At 57.1% G+C, this 17,516-nt stretch carries 21 protein-coding genes; 10 read left to right on the top strand and 11 right to left on the bottom strand.

Annotation, left to right across the window (positions count from 1 at the left end):
- Positions 1–189: 189 nt before the first annotated feature.
- Positions 190–1,068: a slipin family protein gene (locus GM658_RS05640; protein ID WP_155453020.1), complete on the bottom strand. Its 879-nt coding sequence runs from the start codon at positions 1,066–1,068 to the stop codon at positions 190–192.
- Between the two features lie 981 nt (positions 1,069–2,049).
- On the opposite strand from GM658_RS05640, the gene GM658_RS05635 reads away from it, so the two are divergent.
- A complete protein-coding gene (locus tag GM658_RS05635) occupies positions 2,050–2,568 on the top strand; it encodes an SET domain-containing protein-lysine N-methyltransferase (protein WP_155453019.1) in 519 nt (172 codons plus the stop codon).
- 729 nt (positions 2,569–3,297) lie between these two features.
- On the opposite strand, the gene GM658_RS05630 is transcribed toward GM658_RS05635, so the two are convergent.
- Complete coding sequence (locus GM658_RS05630) at positions 3,298–3,453, bottom strand: hypothetical protein (protein WP_155453018.1); 156 nt, start codon at positions 3,451–3,453, stop codon at positions 3,298–3,300.
- Between the two features lie 240 nt (positions 3,454–3,693).
- On the opposite strand from GM658_RS05630, the gene GM658_RS05625 reads away from it, so the two are divergent.
- Complete coding sequence (locus GM658_RS05625; RefSeq protein ID WP_155453017.1) at positions 3,694–4,221, top strand: DUF1003 domain-containing protein; 528 nt, start codon at positions 3,694–3,696, stop codon at positions 4,219–4,221.
- Positions 4,222–4,274: 53 nt separating this feature from the next.
- On the opposite strand, the gene GM658_RS05620 is transcribed toward GM658_RS05625, so the two are convergent.
- The 3 genes from GM658_RS05620 to GM658_RS29055 form a co-directional block, all read right to left on the bottom strand.
- Positions 4,275–4,781 carry a hypothetical protein gene (locus GM658_RS05620; RefSeq protein ID WP_155453016.1) on the bottom strand — a complete coding sequence of 169 codons (507 nt, stop codon included), beginning with the start codon at positions 4,779–4,781 and terminating at the stop codon, positions 4,275–4,277.
- A gap of 507 nt (positions 4,782–5,288) precedes the next feature.
- Positions 5,289–5,645, bottom strand: a complete 357-nt coding sequence (locus tag GM658_RS05615; RefSeq protein WP_211841816.1) for a diguanylate cyclase domain-containing protein — start codon at positions 5,643–5,645, stop codon at positions 5,289–5,291.
- Between the two features lie 2 nt (positions 5,646–5,647).
- Complete coding sequence (locus GM658_RS29055) at positions 5,648–5,899, bottom strand: hypothetical protein (protein ID WP_211841815.1); 252 nt, start codon at positions 5,897–5,899, stop codon at positions 5,648–5,650.
- On the opposite strand from GM658_RS29055, the gene GM658_RS05610 reads away from it, so the two are divergent.
- A complete protein-coding gene (locus GM658_RS05610) occupies positions 5,898–6,914 on the top strand; it encodes a 2-hydroxyacid dehydrogenase (protein WP_155453014.1) in 1,017 nt (338 codons plus the stop codon). The two genes, GM658_RS29055 and GM658_RS05610, sit on opposite strands and share 2 nt — an antisense overlap.
- Before the next feature lie 399 nt (positions 6,915–7,313).
- Positions 7,314–7,532 (top strand): cold-shock protein, encoded by a 219-nt coding sequence (locus GM658_RS05605; RefSeq protein WP_155453013.1) that lies wholly within the window; start codon positions 7,314–7,316, stop codon positions 7,530–7,532.
- Between the two features lie 561 nt (positions 7,533–8,093).
- Here GM658_RS05605 and GM658_RS05600 read toward each other — a convergent pair.
- Complete coding sequence (locus tag GM658_RS05600; protein ID WP_155453012.1) at positions 8,094–8,291, bottom strand: hypothetical protein; 198 nt, start codon at positions 8,289–8,291, stop codon at positions 8,094–8,096.
- A 226-nt stretch (positions 8,292–8,517) separates the two neighbouring features.
- Positions 8,518–8,727: a cold-shock protein gene (locus tag GM658_RS05595; RefSeq protein ID WP_155453011.1), complete on the bottom strand. Its 210-nt coding sequence runs from the start codon at positions 8,725–8,727 to the stop codon at positions 8,518–8,520.
- A 480-nt stretch (positions 8,728–9,207) separates the two neighbouring features.
- Here GM658_RS05595 and GM658_RS05590 point away from each other — a divergent pair, with 480 nt between their 5' ends.
- Positions 9,208–10,347 carry a GGDEF domain-containing protein gene (locus GM658_RS05590; protein WP_155453010.1) on the top strand — a complete coding sequence of 380 codons (1,140 nt, stop codon included), beginning with the start codon at positions 9,208–9,210 and terminating at the stop codon, positions 10,345–10,347.
- Between the two features lie 413 nt (positions 10,348–10,760).
- Here GM658_RS05590 and GM658_RS05585 read toward each other — a convergent pair whose 3' ends face one another.
- The 3 genes from GM658_RS05585 to GM658_RS05575 all read right to left on the bottom strand — a co-directional run bounded on the left by GM658_RS05585 (position 10,761) and on the right by GM658_RS05575 (position 12,725).
- Positions 10,761–11,069: a transcriptional regulator gene (locus tag GM658_RS05585; RefSeq protein WP_155453009.1), complete on the bottom strand. Its 309-nt coding sequence runs from the start codon at positions 11,067–11,069 to the stop codon at positions 10,761–10,763.
- Positions 11,070–11,172: 103 nt separating this feature from the next.
- Positions 11,173–12,300, bottom strand: a complete 1,128-nt coding sequence (locus GM658_RS05580) for a sensor histidine kinase (protein ID WP_211841814.1) — start codon at positions 12,298–12,300, stop codon at positions 11,173–11,175.
- Between the two features lie 155 nt (positions 12,301–12,455).
- Positions 12,456–12,725 (bottom strand): hypothetical protein, encoded by a 270-nt coding sequence (locus GM658_RS05575; protein WP_155453008.1) that lies wholly within the window; start codon positions 12,723–12,725, stop codon positions 12,456–12,458.
- Positions 12,726–13,293: 568 nt separating this feature from the next.
- On the opposite strand from GM658_RS05575, the gene GM658_RS05570 reads away from it, so the two are divergent.
- Positions 13,294–14,595, top strand: coding sequence for a cation:proton antiporter (locus GM658_RS05570; protein WP_155453007.1), 1,302 nt, complete (start codon positions 13,294–13,296; stop codon positions 14,593–14,595).
- A 72-nt stretch (positions 14,596–14,667) separates the two neighbouring features.
- On the opposite strand, the gene GM658_RS05565 is transcribed toward GM658_RS05570, so the two are convergent.
- Positions 14,668–14,898, bottom strand: coding sequence for a hypothetical protein (locus GM658_RS05565; protein WP_155453006.1), 231 nt, complete (start codon positions 14,896–14,898; stop codon positions 14,668–14,670).
- Positions 14,899–15,531: 633 nt separating this feature from the next.
- Between GM658_RS05565 and GM658_RS28810 the strand changes: the two genes are divergently transcribed.
- The 4 genes from GM658_RS28810 (at position 15,532) to GM658_RS05550 (ending at position 17,502) form a co-directional block, all read left to right on the top strand.
- Positions 15,532–15,756: a hypothetical protein gene (locus GM658_RS28810; RefSeq protein WP_170298684.1), complete on the top strand. Its 225-nt coding sequence runs from the start codon at positions 15,532–15,534 to the stop codon at positions 15,754–15,756.
- A gap of 159 nt (positions 15,757–15,915) precedes the next feature.
- Positions 15,916–16,182: a hypothetical protein gene (locus tag GM658_RS05560; protein WP_155453005.1), complete on the top strand. Its 267-nt coding sequence runs from the start codon at positions 15,916–15,918 to the stop codon at positions 16,180–16,182.
- A gap of 22 nt (positions 16,183–16,204) precedes the next feature.
- Positions 16,205–16,522, top strand: coding sequence for a hypothetical protein (locus GM658_RS05555; protein WP_155453004.1), 318 nt, complete (start codon positions 16,205–16,207; stop codon positions 16,520–16,522).
- Positions 16,523–16,863: 341 nt separating this feature from the next.
- Positions 16,864–17,502, top strand: a complete 639-nt coding sequence (locus GM658_RS05550) for a hypothetical protein (RefSeq protein ID WP_155453003.1) — start codon at positions 16,864–16,866, stop codon at positions 17,500–17,502.
- Positions 17,503–17,516: the final 14 nt, after the last annotated feature.

Here is a 17,516-nt window from a genome sequence, read left to right as displayed (position 1 = left end):
AAAGGTCAGCATAACATGACGGGCAAGCGCGCCTTGATCGACGACCAAGTCCGCGAAATTTGGCTGACCTTCCAATGCTGCAAACATGGTCGTGGCTAAGGCTGGGGTTGGATCGTAGTTGGATCATATTATCCAACTACAATTTGTTTGCCTGATCTTGAACAGGGTGTGACTGGGAGGGCAATGGAATCAGGCCGCAACTTTGCTCATGGTTACCTCTGGACCCGAGGCTCTTCGATCAATGCTTGCGGGCTTCTCCATGGTTGTAGGTGGATTCAAACTATCGATCATCGTGCTTGGAATCAAAATGGTGGCGCCACGCTCCTTCGTTGTCTCATAGATGATATTCATCGCTCGTAACTGCAGTGCCGCAGGATGCCCGGCATAGGTATCAGCGGCCTCGACAAACTTGCCAGCAATCGCTGCTTCGGCAGACCCCAGGATGACGCGAGCCTGCTTTTCGCGCTCGGCCTGCGCCTGACGCGACATCGCATCTTGCAAAGCGACGGGAATCGCTACGTCGCGGATCTCGACGGAACTGATTGAAATGCCCCAGGGAGCCGTCTTCCTCGAAATGACATCCTTCAGGAGCTCGTCAGCCTCTTTGCGTTCAGATAGCAATGAGGCCAGCATCGATGCCCCGATCATTTCGCGCAACGACGTTTGTGCGACGCGATCGATTGCTTCCCGGTAATGGGTAATGGCCAAAGCGGCCTTTTCCGCGTCATGCACATGCCAGAAGATGATTGCGTCGACATTCACTGGAACCGTGTCGCGGGTGAGCGCTTCTTCGGCATTAAAGGCGGTTGTTTGAATACGTACGTCGATGATCGCGACCACGTTATCGATAATTGGAATGATGGCGAACAAGCCCGCTCCTTTGACGCTCTGCAACTTACCCAATCTCAAAATGACGAACTTTTCCCACGCATTCGCCATTTTCAGCGACAGGGCAATGAGAATCGCGAGGATGAAGAGTGGTGCCGCAATGATTGGATTACCCAAATAGGTGAGGGCTGTGCCGGCGAGCAAGCAGACGCCAACCAGAAATGATGTGACCGGGTTCATGCTGACCTCCGCGGGAATGCGCGCCTCATGAGTTCGCTTCGTCTTGAGACGAGCGAAGTAAAGGCAAAGTTAAGGGCAACGGGGTCGCTTGCCGGGAAAGTGCAACGCAATGCGTCGTCCAGTGCTGCATCAAGACGTAGCTGTTCAGACACGTCCAACTCGTTGCTGCGCAACGCGGCATCCCCAAAGGCGGGCCCTGAAAAATACTCGTCCATATGAAACTCCCTTCAAAGAATATGCAGCGCCAATCGCCTTGGCTGTGTATTCAACTGGGCGAATATTTCGGTCAGATGCAATGAAACCACTATTCGCCGAAATGTCGATGTCGTCGGTACGCAAGCGCACCTATGTCATCGACATTTGCGCATCACAATTGCGTTCTGCATCTGCCTTCCGGAGGCGCAGTCTTCTTGATCCGGGCGATCTCGATTTGCTGGGTGCCGGAGATACACAACAACAGCGGAATTCGGTCACAAGTTGCCAGGCGAGCGTTTCAGCGTCGCGATAAATTAAAGACGTTCCGCATCCTGGCGCAAAATTGCGGGCAGTCCGCGTGATGCGTGAAAAGAGAGGCCTGCCGAGCAATGTCGGCACATCGTTGGCGCGAGGTAGAGTCTGGAAACATAGGTTAATACAGCATTCAATCTCCCCGTGGGATTTCTTCCTCCAAATGACTCGTTGCCTTCGTCGGGTATGGGGCAGGACGCCCGCAGCATACTCCGCTAGTTCACCCAAACCGGAACAGGTACCGCGGGTTATGTCACTTGTGTGAAGCTGCAGGAAACGCCCCTATGCGTTTATCGACGAACAAGGACGGAGCAAAGCGCCGGGCAGCAGCGATTGGATGCATGCATTGTACCCGGCTTGAGGGCGCGATCGATACGGCACGAGAGGGAGATGATCCAGCGCCGAAGTATGCGCCCATAATAGGGGGGGCGGCTTAAGAAAAAGTCGCTGGGTGGCAGGCGCTATTTTGTTGTCATGGGCCTGCGGAAGGATGTGATGTCCTTTTTCGGCGGAGCCTTGTCTCTGTATGTGCCTAAGGCATGGAAAGCGAGAGGTCAGGTCGCTATGACGAACATCAAGGCTTGTCTCGGGCATATACGGGACACTGGCTCTTCAAAGGGCAGGGGCGTGTTTGCTAGTCGGCAGATATTTGCTGGTGAACTTGTCGAGGCTTGTCCGGTTGTGCTGCTGTCCCCATACTGGGTTCAATTGCCCGAGGAGGTGAAGCGCTTGTTGTTCAATTGGGGGCATTTGACAAAGGGGGAATCCGCCGGCTGCCTAGCACTGGGATGGGGGAGCATGTACAACCACGCCAATCCCGCCAATCTTAGGTACGTTGCGTTCGCTGAAGAGCGGGAGCTCCATTTCTTTGCTGATCGCGACATCGAAATCAATGAAGAATTAACCATTAATTACAATCATACTGGCGGGAATGTCACCTCTACGGATGACGTTTGGTTCCGAAGGCATGGCGTCACCTTGATTTCTAGTTAGCCATGCGCCGGCCGCATCAACGCAAATACCCAGGTTTTGGGCGTGTGCTATAACTCAGCTGTCGGGTAGGCGTGTTGGTGTCTTGGGACGGTGATGCATATGGTAACTCGTGATGCAGCTTGGAACATTCGTGCTTGCGGTGCTGGTTCTGGGGGCCAGACAGGACACGTGCGATCGTCTCGTTCCGCAATCCCTGGTTACGCAGATAGGTCGAAGCAAAAGACAAGCCATGCGTGCAGACCAGGTCAATGGCATGGTCGATGGCCGTTGCCTTCACGCACTGCAGCCGGCGTTCTGGAGTGAATGACATGGTGCTGTACCAGATAGTTTCAACGACATCACGATAGCACCAATCGCGTCATTGCGTGATTGCCCCATCGTATCGGACACGGCATCGACCCAGACTTTGCGTATCGGCGCTTGACATGGGGCTTCCGTGGTGCGGCTGGCGCGGGCCTCTCATTCGTTCAACGGAGTCCGCCTGGCCAGCGTCACACGCTTCACTTACTATCATCGAAGGCAATGTTTCAGCGCGCAGCGTCCATCTGCAATCGACAGCGGCTTGATGGCACTGTTCGACGGCATTTCAAGGCGACAGCCGGCCTGTAAGAATCCATGACTCAATATGGAACGGACGTCAGCGATGAAACGGCAATGCCCTAAATCGACGCGCAGCGGTGCCACTGATTAGCCAGGTTGACATGGGCGTTTCATGGATCGACGGTGGGATTAACGCGCGCCGCGATGCCCCTGCTGTCCCGCGTCTTTATGGCGTCCTACGACTTCATTGCGAGCTGACTTTTGCTGTTGTTTGTTGATGTCGCCTGCCTTGCCTGGCAACGCTTTGTGAGGCGTTGGATCCTCGATTTTCTTTGTTCTGTTCATGATTTACTCCATCAAAATACTAGGACATAGAGCGTGCACTGGCCGATTGGCGTTGGAAAGCCAGGCCGGTGATGTTCTTGGGCGAGTTTCTGCGTCACGACTGAGTTCAAGTGTACGCCTTACCTGGCTAGCGCGTCGGCGCAGTGATCGTTGATCACCACTACGGTAGCGAACTGGAAATGCCGATCACAAATTGGGCTATAGTGAGCGAATCCATTGTGGGCATTTTGGGAGAATGAAATGGACGCCCCTCCAAGCGAAGACCTCTCTTCGACAGTTGAATCACCTGTCGATCATTTGCGTTTTCATCGGCAGCACGAACACTTATCCAAGACGTTTGGGAGTGACTTGTTCGGGCTCAAGGCGGAGGCGCTTGCTCGCTTCTTTGGTACTCCAGTTTTTCTTGGCGTGCAAAGCGTCATTGTCGCCATTTGGATTGCAGCCAATGTGTTGGGGCTTGCTTATTTTGACGCCTATCCCTTCATACTCTTGAATCTGGCGTTTAGTTTGCAGGCGGCGTATGCTGCACCCCTTATTTTGCTAGCACAAACGCGCCAGGCGGCACGGGATAAGGCGCACTCTGAAGCCGATGCCAAGCACCGTGAAGCGATCGCCGTTGCGTCGGGCAAGCACTCCGCACAAACGTTGGAGCTGCTCCGTCAGAACACGGAGCTGACAGAAATCACCAAGGCGATGGCGGAGCGAATCGAAACGTTGACAGCAGAAATCCACCGTCACCTTGTGCTGGATACGACGCGAAAAAACTGAAATGCACGAATGGCGTCTTCACCACACCCACGTCTGGTTGTGGAGAGGCTGTTTCAGACCGAGTGCAACAGTCGAATGGCCCTTGCCGGCGCTAGAGGCGTGGTTGGAGAGGCAATCCCCCTTCGGCGTGCCACGTCGAATAGAACCCGCATGATAACCGGCGTTTTGACGGCATGGATGCGCAGAAGGGCTTCGGCGTAGTACCGATTGTGGATCCCCATCATCTCGATGGCCTGATCGATCGTTTCGGAGAGCGTGATGTTCTTCCTTGGTATGCGGAACTTTAGCACGGCTCCCAATCGTGCCTCAGCCAATTCGGTCGAATGTTCGGCAACTTGCCCGCGGTTAGCAGAGGGGCGTTCCAAGGATGTGCGCTGGCCATTCGAATTCGAAGTGCGCCGCGGGCCATTTTGGGAGAACACCCTCATCGCGACACCTGGTGGAACGGCATGCATGTGCAGGTATTGCCACGCGAGTACGCATCCGGAAAATGCCTCCATGTCGATCGCTGCATCGACGACCAAAGCCATGCCTTCGTCGGGTCGAGTGAAATCTTTCATATGGCCTCCGCTTCAGTGATTGCACTGCTGCGGACTGGAAGTGATAAAGTCAGGGCAGCCACTGACCATAGCATGAGGAGACGCCATCTCCTAAGCATATATATGGATCGATTCGGCGGCGTGATAGTCATGGTACTGGGGGCGAACGTGGCCTGGGTTGCCTGTGTGGCACCGGACTGTGGCAAGTATGTGATCACCTCCCGCGCCATTGGGAGGCTGGAAGAGGGCGGTCCCAAGCAAGAGGCTTGGTCGAGGTGACTCGCCTTGCCAACGAAAGAGAGCGTTTGTTGGATATTTCGGTGGCAAGCGACGGTCTTCTCCAGACAGCCGGAATCCTGTCGGCGGCGTGATGGCGTATAAGGCTGCACGGTCACCCCCTTCAACCGCAACCAATATAGTTCGCTTCGCAATTCCGGGGCGGCACACCGATGCCAGGGCCAGGACAGCTTCTCTAGTCCCATAGCTTCTTTGCCGACATATCGAAACTGATTGAAGGCTGTGAGCGCATCAAGTTTTCTTGGCTGCAGTCTTGCGCCTGGCTTTTGCCTTGTACATTGCTTCGTCCGCAGCCGCCAACAAACTCGCCAATTCACCGCCGTCCTTCGGGAAGGTTGCGATGCCAATACTGGCACCGGCAAGCAGTTCAATGCCACCGAGGCTGTAAGGCTGATTCATGAGCGTTTGCAACTTCTTGGCCACATTATCTGGTCCAGTCGAGCCCTCCATCAATACGACTGCAAACTCGTCGCCACCCAACCTCGCTGCCAGGTCTGACTTTCTGAGTCGGGATGTCAGTCGGCGCGACGCCTCAATCAATAATTGGTCGCAGCCCTGACGAGTGGGCCGTTTGGGAAAACCTAGCATGGCTAGTCCTCCAGGCGATTGGATCCCCATCGCCCGCGCTGGCACTGCGTCATGTCGTTGAAGGTCATGACCAGATTGATGCAACAGTGGTTGCGGACAGCTTTCAAAGAAGGTCGTATACTGATGGTGGCACGTCGCGCCGGATCAACGAAGCGATAGTTTGGGCCGCCCGACCTGCCACGATCTGTGCCAAGCGCTGCGGCGGCATAGGAAAACCACAGTGGCCATTTGCTGTCAAAGGTGACAGCCATCATGAAGGTTGCAGTATTTAGTGCACATACCTATGATCGCCTTGTTTTGGATGAGGCGCGACATCGACTTGCCGCCTGTGCGGCAATCGATTTTGTCTATCACACGGAATCCTTAACCCGCGAATCGGTGGCGCTGGCGCAAGAATGCGGCGCCATCTGTGTGTTCGTCAACGATGTACTCGATGCCCCGGTGCTCACTGCCTTAGCGAGTGCAGGCGTGGGTGCCATCTTGTTGCGCTGCGCAGGTTTCAATAATCTAGACGTGGCCTCAGCCATGGGACTTGGCCTGTTTGTGGCGCGCGTCCCTGCCTATTCTCCGGAAGCGATTGCGGAACATACGCTGGCGCTCATCCTGACCCTCAACCGGCATACGCATCGCGCATACGCGCGGGTGCGCGAAGGAAATTTTGCTCTCGACGGCCTGATGGGCAGCACACTTCACGGAAAGACGGTAGGACTGGTCGGGCTTGGCAGGATCGGCCTGGCCGTCGCGCGCATCTCTCATGGCTTTGGCTGCCGTGTGCTGGGATACGATCCTGTGGAGCCTGTGGCGTTTGCTCAATTGGGCGCCACCAGCACGTTGCCGCAGTTGCTCGAGGAAGCGGATATCGTTTCCCTGCATTGTCCTCTGCTCGCCTCAACTTATCACCTCATCGACCGCGCAGCCTTGGCACGCATGCGTCCGGACGCGATGCTGGTCAATACTTCTCGCGGCGCGGTTATTGATACCGGCGCCGTGATCGATGCACTCAAATCAGGGCACCTTGGGGCGTTGGCGATTGATGTCTACGAACAGGAGAGTGAGCTGTTCTTCAGCGATCACTCATCCGAAATCATTGCTGACGATCTCTTCGAACGGCTCATGACCTTTCCCAATGTTCTTGTAACTGGTCACCAGGGATTCTTTACGCGTGAGGCCATGCGCGAAATCGCCGAAACGACCATTCACAACTTGCTCAGCTTTCAAACTGGCTCGCCGTGCGCACATAGAGTTCCCGGTACTTTCAAACCGGAATGATGCCTGCTCATGTGCTTGCGAAGTCTGGTTCGTGTTGAGAAAGGCAATGTTAGGAATGGTAGCGCCAAGTGATTTTAATGTGCTTTTACTGACAACTTAACCGCCTGCGCGTGCTGCGGCCATATGAACGTGGAGCGAGCTAGCACACTTTCACGACCTGGAAAGTATGTCTCACCTGTGACTATGCATTGGTCCCGGCTCCGCTAACGGTTGCCTGTCATGCCCAGAGACGTGCAATTAGGCGAATGCAGCATTTTCCTATACACTGCGGCTTCTACCTCGGTTCTTTGTCACCGTCCTGTTTCCTTCCTGTTCGGCCTCTGTGCCATTCCTGTCCGATCCTCGACCACTGGCTCTACTTGAGAACTGGATTCGTTCGTCTACAACAAGGAGACTCGCATGAGTACGCATACAGGAACTATCCATTGGTTTAGCAGGTTAAAGGGGATCGGGCAGATCAGGCCTGATGCCGGAGGATATGATGTCAGCGCCGATATCGGGGATTTTGTCAGTCAACAGCAAGCCGGGAGCCTCGAAAAGAAGCTGGTTTCTTATGACGTTGAGGAATCCGCGTATGGTTCGCGTGCGATCAATATCCACGTGGTGCAGCGCCTGTGAGTGCGATGGTAACGCCGACATCGAGAAAACGTCGGGACGCTCACCGTTACTGTAGCACCTAGTTCCGAGTGCACCCGCATCGCTGCGGCTCACCGGCAACCAGTCTGATGGGCAGACAGAAAGCTCGCAATTCTTGTCGGGAAGTACGGCGGTGGAACCGATGCGTGCATTCGGTGATACGAAATGCAGACCTGCCGAATCCTTGGGGGATAATGAGCGAGATCGTCATCCTTCAATCTTGCCGGGGCGCCGTTCTGCAATTCGCGCAAGTGTTCGCGTAGAAGGCCGCATTCGCACGCCGCGTTCCGAAGATGGCGCCCGCAGCGTTATGCCGTGCGCCAGCTTTTGAAATGAGCCTGGGGCATGATCACAGAGGAAGCCATGGGGTAACAACAAGGCGAAACGGGCGAATCGTGGGAGACGTCTACCGCAGGACGGGACTGACGGCGCCGACCGAACGCTCAATGCTTGTTGAGCGCGACCTTGTCCTCAAGATTGGTGGGGCGCATTGGCCAATTGGTAGAACAATGCACCCGCACCAAATGCCGCGGCGGGTAAGGATCAATCAACACGGTGGCGCTGACTAAATAGTTCGGCTTCGCGATTTCTGAAGTCGGTCCTTGCCTCGACTTCCGTGGCGAAGGTCTTGTTTGACTCGACCCGGTGGATTTCGTGCCCGCTGGCGTTCTTCCAAGTTAAGAACCAATGCCATCCATGGGGATCGTTCAGAAAAATCGGCCTTGGGTTTGTCAGTTCCATGTGTTTTCCCTTAAAAGAACCCACCATAGCACGGTTCCCACCGGGGTCACCGCCTTGCATCAACTTAAATAGAGCGCAAAGCGCACTAGCGCACACAGGTCCAGTCTCACATGTTCCTGCGGCGCGGCCCTGGGGCGCATGCCGAACCTACTACGGGTGCGCGCGCAGCATCGTGGGATGCGCTCACGTGCGAGTGCTTCGCAACGGCCGTGGCCAACCTACCCGTTCAGGCGGGCGTGACGTTGGTCGCCTTTTCACCCTTGGGGCTGGGGGCGCGTTCAAAGGTCACGCGCTGATTTTCCGCGAGTGATTTGAATCCCGTCGCCTTGATGTCCTGGAAATGGACAAACAGGTCAGGACCGCCCGTGTCGGGGCTGATAAAGCCAAAACCTTTGGCTTCGTTGAACCATTTAACGATTCCGGTTTGCGTAGTCATGATAGAACCTCTTAATAGATGGATGGAGTCGGGCCTTGCCCGGCGAGGCGCGCCAACAAGCAGGGTCAACAAGCGAGGGAATCAGACAGGAGTTGCCACGTTCGGCAAGACAGGACGGAGACCGGCAATCATTTGCGGTGCTTCATACGCGGTATGATCAATATACAAGGCTTTACGAGCCCCACCTAGCGCTATTTGTACAAAGTGGGTAATCAGGATGAAATCCTACCAACTTGAAAGATCTGATAGGAAGCGAGATCGGCGCATGGGCTCGGCACGTGTTACTGTGGAAGCCCGCGCAGCGAGAACGCATGCGATGGCTTGCATGCCGATATTAGACAAAGGCGTGACTCTGCGGCCGATTCGAGCGGCAACCAATGGTATTGAGGCCGTCGCGTGAGCTCTGCATTGCTTGCCCCCAAACCAGGTAGTTGGCCGCTTTAGGCTGCGAGGAATGGTGGACGTTTGAGTACATGAGCAATGGAAAAGATTGAGAACATGTCTGATGCGTACAAGGCGGTGCTGCCAAGGCGAAAGGGTGTTCAGACGGCCGCGAAGACAAATCCTGGTACATCCCGCCCGCCAAGGAAGAGTGAGCTGTTGGCACTGCTCCGGATTGCCAAGGCGCTGCTGTGCGCAAACAGTGTGGAAGCGGCGCTGCGTGCCGTGGCAGAGGGCTTGCCTGGGCTGAGGCCGGATGCGATTTTGCTCATCAGTAGCTACGATAGCGGTGATAGCTGTTTCTACCTCGATACGCCGGATGGCGCCAGTTGCCTTGAACTGAATCATCGCATGTGCAGTGAAGTGCGCAAGCTGGTGGGAAGCAGTACGTATCCATTGCCTTTGCAAGCATTTACGCTGGACAACGGGAGTCACGTGGCGGCCCCGTTCTCACATGACGTGAACGGCGGCTACATTGCACTGAGCTGGCGGGTGCCGCCGGAGCAGGCGGCGCAGCAGCTTGCGCTCGCGTTTCTTCCGCGCATTGCAGAGTTGGCCGGTGTTCGCCTCAACAACCTCCTGGATCAATTACATCGGGACGAAGAGGTGAAAGAACAATACCATGCCTTTGCCGCGACGCAATCGCGCCACATGGAGGAACTTCGTGTGAGCGAGCATGAAAAGGTCGAGGCACGTGAACTGGCCGCCCAGGATGAGTTGACCGGGCTGCAGAATCGGCGGGGATTCCTCGCCAAATCGGAGCAATGCTTGTTGATCGCTCGCCGGCAGGAATTGGCGTGCGCAGTGATCTTTGCGGATGTGGATGGATTAAAGCTGATCAATGACCACCAGGGCCATGCCGCCGGCGATGCACTGATTCGGGATGCAGCCGGCATTTTCAACAGCGCGTTCCGGCATGCGGACGTGGTGGGGCGGGTTGGCGGCGACGAATTTGCGGCATTTACGTTTGACAACGCGACGCCGCGTGCCATCGTCGAGCGCATCAGGAAGAAGATTGCCCAGTTCAATGCGGGTAGGAAGGGGGACATCACGATGTCGCTGAGTATTGGCGTGATTAATTGTGATATCCACAGCGAGGAAACGCTCGCCGAATACCTGGTGCGAGCGGATGAAGAGATGTATCGCTATAAGCGCCAACGCGGACGAGCGCCACACTAGGCCAGCCGAGCGCAGTGTGGTGGGGCATGGCCGATCTGGCTCACTACTCCGTAGGCACCTTGGCACGAGTCGGCGTGCGGCGAGCATCAATCGGTGCGCAGAGAACGCGCTCTATGACGTGCAGGGGAATGCAGCGAGACTGTAGATAGCGCTGAGCGCCGGCAATCCCTACGATCGAGCTCAGGACGATACCGTATTGCACAATCGCGGCGCTCCAGACGTCTTCACGCCGCGTGATCTCAGAATTCCCGTTCATTAATCGCTCCTTCCACATGCGTGAGGTATCGCATAACGACCGTCTATTACGATGCCATGATGCGTGACGCTAACACTGAGTGCACTTGGCACGGCGGTGTGGTGAGGGCGCAGTGCAAGGGACGCAGTCGTTGCGCGCGGTGCGGGACGGCGTGCGATCAACGGCCGCTTTCCTGCGACTTGCTGGCCGGAGGACGCACCTGCAGGCAGTCTTGGCCAACAAATGCGCCGCCCTGGATGTCATTGCGGAACAGCTCGAGCCATGAGGTGCTGTCACTGATCAGGTACTGTCTGGTCTGTCCCGTCGATTTTCGCCGTACGGTCAATTCGCCCTGCATGCCCGGCACTTCATCGGTCTTGGGATCCGTCGTGTCGGTCGCGCTGAGAGAAAAGTCTGCGCGTAGTAGGCGATGGTCGCGCAAAATCCGCTGAAACTCGGCAACGTCATCCGCTTCGATCAATTCCATATCACCTCCTAACGTGACCCTGCAAGTTCAGTATAGGCCTAAACGCCGTGGCACCGATGGGAAATCACATCGACCGGCTGGCGCAGTCGTGCGCGCGAGGCGTTCAGTTCGACATGGCATGACGTGGGAGACTGACCGTAAAGACGCAGCCAATAGACGGTAAATCGCGGACGCTGAGGTATCCACCATTTTCCGTGATGAACTGCCTGGCGATCGTGAGGCCAAGCCCAAGACCAGAGCGGTCTGCACTGCCTTGCTCAAATGGCTGGAACATGCGCTGCGCCAGTTCAGGACCGATGCCGCCGCAATGATCAGCGACGTCGATCAGGATACGATCGGCGCTTACCTGGCATGACAATATCACTTCGGTGTGTGGATGGGTATATTTGAACGCATTTTGCAGAAGATTGACGACGGCGGCCAGTAACATCGGCCGGTGCCCCTGAATTGCCAATTGCCGGTCGACCGGCACAATCCGCAGTCGGCACTCCTTGGCGATCGCTGCCAGTGAGGCAGTGGCGCCCACCTCGGCGACGAATTCCGCCAGTGAAAACAGATCGCGTTCGCGAGGATGGTGTTCATCGCGGACGATATCAATGGTACTGTTAATCAGACCTTCCATGGCGTCAAAACTGCGGCCCAGAATGCCGCCGGTGGCGCCGGAAAGGGGCAGGGCGCCCGCCTTGCAGGCTGAAAAGGCCAACTTGGCCGTGCCGAGCAGGTTGCGTAACTCGTGCACAAAGAAGCCCATGCGCTTGTTCTCCGCAGCATCGTGGCGATCTGATTCGTCGACGTCATGTTGCCGGCTAAACGCTGTCACAGCATGTGCAATAGCATCATCGAGGCAACGATTCAGCGTGCGGAATTCGTCGACCGAAAAAGGCGCATCGCGTTCGACCGCGAGGGTGGTGATGGCCTGGCACAAGTCGCCATAGTTGTGGACCACCTCGTCCACGGTAAAGCCCAGGCTCAGCATGTCTTCGCCGTGCAGTCTGGCCGACGCACCGATGTCCGCGTTCACTGCACCGCTGTCATGCAGGTTGCGCAGCTCCTCGCCGCCGAGCGTGTATTCCGGCTGCACCGAGCGCAACGTTTGCACCAACTGGTCCAGAAACAGCGGCACCCCATGCAGCAACTGTTCTGCCGTCGCGGCGTGCTGACGTGTCGCAACCATCTTCTGGCAGCGCACAATGAGGTCCGTGCGATTGTTGGTAAGGAAATCATGCAACATGGCCACGCCCTACTTTGCTCCGAGTCCTGACGGGGTGGGTCACGTGACCGGACCGTCGAATGGTGGCTGCGCTTGTTGGCGCCATGACGACGGCCCCATGCACGCGATCGGGGTGGTCGCGCAGCATATGGCTTGACATCGCTGGTGACCGCGAACTAGGCGTCCGACGAAGCATCGAGCTCATCGTCAAGTGACTTCACATGCATGCTCGTGATTTGATTCAACTCAATGAATGCGATCGCTTGTGCATATCGATCAGTCACCGGATAAGTGCCCACCTGTAAGTATGCGCGATCAGAATCCCATTGTAGGATGGCGTCCACCAGGTCAGCACACAGTGGTTCACTGGGCAATGCCATGTAGACCAAGCCGGTGCTGCCATCGGACCGACAATAGGAAGCTTTCCATTGCAGCATGCGTTCCATCCATTCCTCTCAATCCAAGGAGCAGCGGTCACTGCGGGATGGCGTGCCGTTGTGCGCGTCATCCACAAGGTGCCAATGCGTCGCCCCTCACTTCATTATACGTAAGGAGGGGATTGCTTGCCGGGGGTTTTCCTGCCAAGCAGCAAGGGGTGCGAGCGTTGCTGCGATAGCGGGGTAATGGAGGGGCAAGGCCCGAGGCGGCTGTGGTCGTCGTTACCTGGATCGCTGCGCGTGCTGCACCGATAGGACGCGCCGTGCATTGCTTCACCAGAGCGTATAGTGGAACTGGGGGCTGCGGGCTCGTCATTTGTCGCACCTCCTGTCTTTGACTGGTGACGCTCGCGACGACGTCGCCATCACCGATGGGTAAGCGGATTGTACTGCTAGAGCGTGCGCAGCTGGCGCCATGCGTGTGGCGCCAAGTGTGCACCGTGAATGTTGCGCACGCGCTTGCCGAAGTGTTTGCAGGTGGCTCGGTGGTACACATGAGTGACGGCGTACCCAATGGCGGCGAAAGCCGGGCGAGAGCATCGTCGCGCAACATGTGCGTTCCCGGTGGAGGGCGTCGATGTCGATCGCAACGTGGGTCCTATTGGGCGGGTCGATCTTGATCGCGATGATGCTGATCGGGACGCTGGTGACGCGCTTGCCGCTCAGTGGCGCGATGATTTACCTGGGGCTTGGCGTTTTGCTCAGTCCGTCTGGCTTTGGCGTCTTGGTGCTGGACCCCATCGCGCAAGCGCCCTCGCTGGAATTGGTCGCTGAGGCCGCGCTGCTGATTTCCTTGTTTTCTGTGGGCTTGAAGTTTGAGGTGCCGATGCTCGATCGCCGATGGATCGCACCGTATCGCCTGGCCTTCTTGTCGATGGCGGTCACGGTGGGCGCGATCGCCGCCATTGGGGTCTATGGTATTGGCTTGCCGCCTGGCCTGGCAATCTTGCTTGGCGGGATTCTCGCACCCACCGACCCGGTGTTGGCCTCGGCGATCCAGTCCAGGCCAGGGGCCGAGCATGATGCGATGCGTCTTAGCCTGGCAGGGGAAGGCGCGCTCAATGACGGAACGGCATTCCCGTTGGTCCTGTTGGGGCTAGGATTCATGCAACTCCACGATTTGGGTGACTGGGGATGGTCCTGGTGGTTGATCGATGTCGTATGGTCGACGGTCGGAGGCATGGTGATGGGCACGTTGATCGGTGCGCTCCTGGGGAAGCTGGTGATTCACTTACGTACCAGGCACCACAGCGCGATTGGCATGGATGAATTTCTCTCGCTTGGCGTGATCGCCGTCTCTTTTGGTGCAGCCCAGAGTTGCCTGGCGTCAGGTTTCTTGTCGGTATTCTTTGCCGGCCTGGCGCTGCGGCGCGCACGCAACTTTCCGTTGGCGGGAACGTTGCCGTTGCCCCGGGGGGGCGCTGCGCACGAGCATGATGCCGAAGATCGCGCCACCCATTCGCATCATGCCAGTGGCGTCATGACGCGTGCCGTCCTCGGATTCAATGAACAGCTGGAACGGATCGCCGAACTCGGCATGGTCATGATGATTGGTGCGATGTTGCCCGCCATCGGTCACCTCAGTAGCCTGTGGTGGTTTGTTCCCCTGGTGTTCCTGGTGGTGCGCCCGGCATCGGTCGTAGTCGGGATGCTTGGTGCTGGCGTGCCTTTGTACAAGCAGGCACTGGTGGGGTGGCTCGGCATTCGGGGGATCGGCTCAATCTACTACCTGGTATTTGCCTTGAATCACGGCGTCACGGAGGCATTCGCGCCAGCGTTGGTGAGTTTGACATTAGGTACGGTGGCTGCTTCGATTCTCGCCCATGGGATCACGGTGCAGCCGTTAATGACCTGGTACGAGCGCCATTCGGTGAAATGAGCAGCCTGTTCGGACGAGGCACCATTGCCGGGCGCGCACGGCAGCCCGGTGCGTGCGGATGGATCCTGCGCTTCAGTGTTGGCGAGCGCGCAATTGTTGGACAACGATCAGATGGTTGGCTGAGCCGCGGCGGCTGCGCCATTCGCCAAAAAGTACGCGCTGTAACGTCGACTCGTCGATGCGTTGGTTGCGCAGGTATTCGACAGCATAGCGCCAGCCATGGGTGCGTACCAGGTCGATCGCATGGTCCAAATCGCGAAACTGCTGGACGTCATACCTTCGATCAGAATAGATGGTCCTCATGATGCCTCCCGGTGGATCGAAATGCAGCGCGGATCTGGACGGCGTCACCTTTGAGCCCCTGTCGACCTGTCCAGCAAACGCCCTCGATATTCAACAAGGATCCGCACCGCGAACTTACCAGACTAGCACATTGCGAATGCTCGAGCGATTGGCATTCCATATTGCAGCCAGTCGCAAGTGATCTGCGCTGCCGTCAGCGAGTGCCGGATCAAGTGATGCTGTTCGCGGTGTGGCGTGCCCGACGTTTGCGCAACAGTCAGAATGTCGATGTTCGGGTGGAGCGAGCACCGCCTGCGCCTGATTCGGTGAATGGCTGGCCTGGCGGCAAGACCTTCACGGACGGGTGATCAGGGCGCACTACCCTCGGCGCGGGGAACCGCCTAAGCGCGATCCTCAAATGAGGCATTCCCACGCTGCCAGCTAGTTGCCTGTGACGCTCGAGATGCGCGATGTGGCTGGCACTGATAGAGCAAGCCGCATTGGTCAGCGACGGGGCATGTGCCGACCACGCGATGTGTCGAACCTTTTTGTCACAGATGGATCCGGGGCAGTGCTGCTGGGCGTGACCGGAAATTGTCGGAAATGCGCGACTGCTGGGCGACGAGAACGGGGCGAAGGGTGTAGATTGCAAGGATGACACGCCGAATCGATCTCGCCACTGCGGCAAAAATGTCGGCAGCCTTAGCTGCTCGGGCCGCGTTTGGTGAGAGGTTTGCCCACAATTCGGCGCATCTGGCCGGGCTGCCGCTGCCTTTGGTCACCGAGGTATTCGCCCGCCCGCTATGGCAAACGCGTGAGCGCCACGCCATTCCCAACCCACTGCCTGACCGGCGGATTGCCGGCAAACGTGCCTCATGAAACATCGTTTGCATTGTGGGGCGGTAGGAGCAGGAGGTGTGCATGCCGTGATGACGGGGGGGGCTGTCGGCCGAAGCCCTGTGCGATGGCGTGGCCCGGCATTTTCAGACGTTTGGGACTAATATAGTAACGATAGCGAGGTCGCTGCGCCGGAGATAGATGATGGCCATTACCAACGCGATTCGGTACAAGGGTTTCTTCCTGGACTGCGCACCCGTCAAACAGGGTAACGCGTGTTTCGTTGCGCAGGTCATCATCACGCACGAGTCTGGCGCAGCATTGGACGAGTACGCATTCCATGACCTTTGGCTAGCGAAAACGGCGGCAGACGCGGTGTCGTTCGCCAAAGCATGGGGGCGCGAGTGGATCGACGCGCATCTCCAAGAGGCCGACGCGTGCGCTGGATTAGGCGTACACTCAGTGTGAGTTACCAATCAGGAGAACCGTCATGAAGGACTCTGGACCGGAATTCTCCTTCCGCGGCCTGCCTCTGAGTGCCGAACAGGAATCTGAAATTCAACACTACATTCTCCAACGGAAGAGGCGTGGTTTGCCGCCGGACGTGGAAGAACTGCGTGCCATGGTGCACGACATGCTGGAACCTCCCGTTAGCGATAATCCAGCTGGTCGCGCCGAAGCCGAAGGCGCACACGCCGACGCAGAACGCGCTGCCGGCCTGGTTGACAACGGCGGCGACCCAATTGCCGCACATGAGGAACGCACTGCTGCCCGCGAGGCAGAAGCCATGAAGCACTGGACGTCGTAAGGGATCGGTCCGCGACTGCTGCGATGTGGCGTGCCAGCGCGGCTGGGGACTGGGATGGCGAGCCTTCTGCATGTATGGTGGGGTAGGACCGAAATCATTAGGTGAATGTCGTTGGTGCGCGTATAGTGGGTTGCAGGTACCCAGCCAACACTACCAGTTTTGTGCCGGTCTTCCTCTGCATTGCAGCGTGACAGCGCAATCGCGTCAAAGTCCCTCATCGTCGTGAAGTGGTGTTCTGCCTGTGTCTGGCACGCTGTTGTCGTGCCCCGCCGGAAAGGTGGGCCTGCTCGTAGTTACCGTCTTTCCGAGTCTGTTCTTGAACGCGAGCGAAGGAGTGTGCCATGCGCCAACATTCAACATCGTGGTTCCAGGGATGGAAGATCCTGCTGAGGTGCGCAGAATTCAGGTGCCAGGATGGCTCGTTGAGATTCGCGTCCACCGCTATCCTCAAACATATGCCGCCCACCGTCTCCTGCAACAGCCTTCAGTGGCCAGACAAGATGAGGCGATCAATTGTGTTTCCGGAGGATGCATTCGGTTCGCGTGAGGAAGCCAATACCGATGCGATGTCCAAGGCCCGGCGTCAGATCCTGGCGATGAATGGGAGTACGGATTGCAGTGGGAGAAAGATCATGCACAACGCACCGAGCACCGGGGAATGTGAAGAATCCGATGAAAGTCTGGCGGCACGATTTGAGATTTCCTTTGATGGGAAACGTTACGCTTTTCGACAGCATCATTACGATGTGTTCCTGGATGCGCTACGCTACGCAACCGCCGAACATGCCAAGGCCGGCTTCTTGCGTGACGACACGTTTGTGCCGAACTGGATGGCGGCGTATCACCCGACGGATGACGATGAAGGTGTCATGCGACTGCATGGTATCGCCTATGTCGAGGGTCATTTCCTCTATGGCGGTTATCGTTACGGCCAATTGTGTGATGCGGTCGCGTTTGCTGCCGAACACCCAAACTTGTAAGCGCATGGTCGACA

Origin of the sequence: Massilia eburnea, from assembly GCF_009720745.1 — a bacterium.
GTDB lineage: Bacteria > Pseudomonadota > Gammaproteobacteria > Burkholderiales > Burkholderiaceae_D > Rugamonas > Rugamonas eburnea.
Note: the sequence above shows the minus strand (reverse complement) of the source record. Positions and strands in the feature narration are given on the sequence as shown.

Bases quoted from the DNA above. Each gene is read 5' to 3' on its own strand.
- GM658_RS05640 (WP_155453020.1), bottom strand. From the start codon at position 1,068: ATGAACCCGGTCACATCATTTCTGGTTGGCGTCTGCTTGCTCGCCGGC.
- GM658_RS05635 (WP_155453019.1), top strand. From the start codon at position 2,050: ATGGGCCTGCGGAAGGATGTGATGTCCTTTTTCGGCGGAGCCTTGTCT.
- GM658_RS05630 (WP_155453018.1), bottom strand. From the start codon at position 3,453: ATGAACAGAACAAAGAAAATCGAGGATCCAACGCCTCACAAAGCGTTG.
- GM658_RS05625 (WP_155453017.1), top strand. From the start codon at position 3,694: ATGGACGCCCCTCCAAGCGAAGACCTCTCTTCGACAGTTGAATCACCT.
- GM658_RS05620 (WP_155453016.1), bottom strand. From the start codon at position 4,781: ATGAAAGATTTCACTCGACCCGACGAAGGCATGGCTTTGGTCGTCGAT.
- GM658_RS05615 (WP_211841816.1), bottom strand. From the start codon at position 5,645: ATGCTAGGTTTTCCCAAACGGCCCACTCGTCAGGGCTGCGACCAATTA.
- GM658_RS05610 (WP_155453014.1), top strand. From the start codon at position 5,898: ATGAAGGTTGCAGTATTTAGTGCACATACCTATGATCGCCTTGTTTTG.
- GM658_RS29055 (WP_211841815.1), bottom strand. From the start codon at position 5,899: ATGATGGCTGTCACCTTTGACAGCAAATGGCCACTGTGGTTTTCCTAT.
- GM658_RS05605 (WP_155453013.1), top strand. From the start codon at position 7,314: ATGAGTACGCATACAGGAACTATCCATTGGTTTAGCAGGTTAAAGGGG.
- GM658_RS05600 (WP_155453012.1), bottom strand. From the start codon at position 8,291: ATGGAACTGACAAACCCAAGGCCGATTTTTCTGAACGATCCCCATGGA.
- GM658_RS05595 (WP_155453011.1), bottom strand. From the start codon at position 8,727: ATGACTACGCAAACCGGAATCGTTAAATGGTTCAACGAAGCCAAAGGT.
- GM658_RS05590 (WP_155453010.1), top strand. From the start codon at position 9,208: ATGGAAAAGATTGAGAACATGTCTGATGCGTACAAGGCGGTGCTGCCA.
- GM658_RS05585 (WP_155453009.1), bottom strand. From the start codon at position 11,069: ATGGAATTGATCGAAGCGGATGACGTTGCCGAGTTTCAGCGGATTTTG.
- GM658_RS05580 (WP_211841814.1), bottom strand. From the start codon at position 12,300: ATGTTGCATGATTTCCTTACCAACAATCGCACGGACCTCATTGTGCGC.
- GM658_RS05575 (WP_155453008.1), bottom strand. From the start codon at position 12,725: ATGGAACGCATGCTGCAATGGAAAGCTTCCTATTGTCGGTCCGATGGC.
- GM658_RS05570 (WP_155453007.1), top strand. From the start codon at position 13,294: ATGTCGATCGCAACGTGGGTCCTATTGGGCGGGTCGATCTTGATCGCG.
- GM658_RS05565 (WP_155453006.1), bottom strand. From the start codon at position 14,898: ATGAGGACCATCTATTCTGATCGAAGGTATGACGTCCAGCAGTTTCGC.
- GM658_RS28810 (WP_170298684.1), top strand. From the start codon at position 15,532: ATGACACGCCGAATCGATCTCGCCACTGCGGCAAAAATGTCGGCAGCC.
- GM658_RS05560 (WP_155453005.1), top strand. From the start codon at position 15,916: ATGATGGCCATTACCAACGCGATTCGGTACAAGGGTTTCTTCCTGGAC.
- GM658_RS05555 (WP_155453004.1), top strand. From the start codon at position 16,205: ATGAAGGACTCTGGACCGGAATTCTCCTTCCGCGGCCTGCCTCTGAGT.
- GM658_RS05550 (WP_155453003.1), top strand. From the start codon at position 16,864: ATGCGCCAACATTCAACATCGTGGTTCCAGGGATGGAAGATCCTGCTG.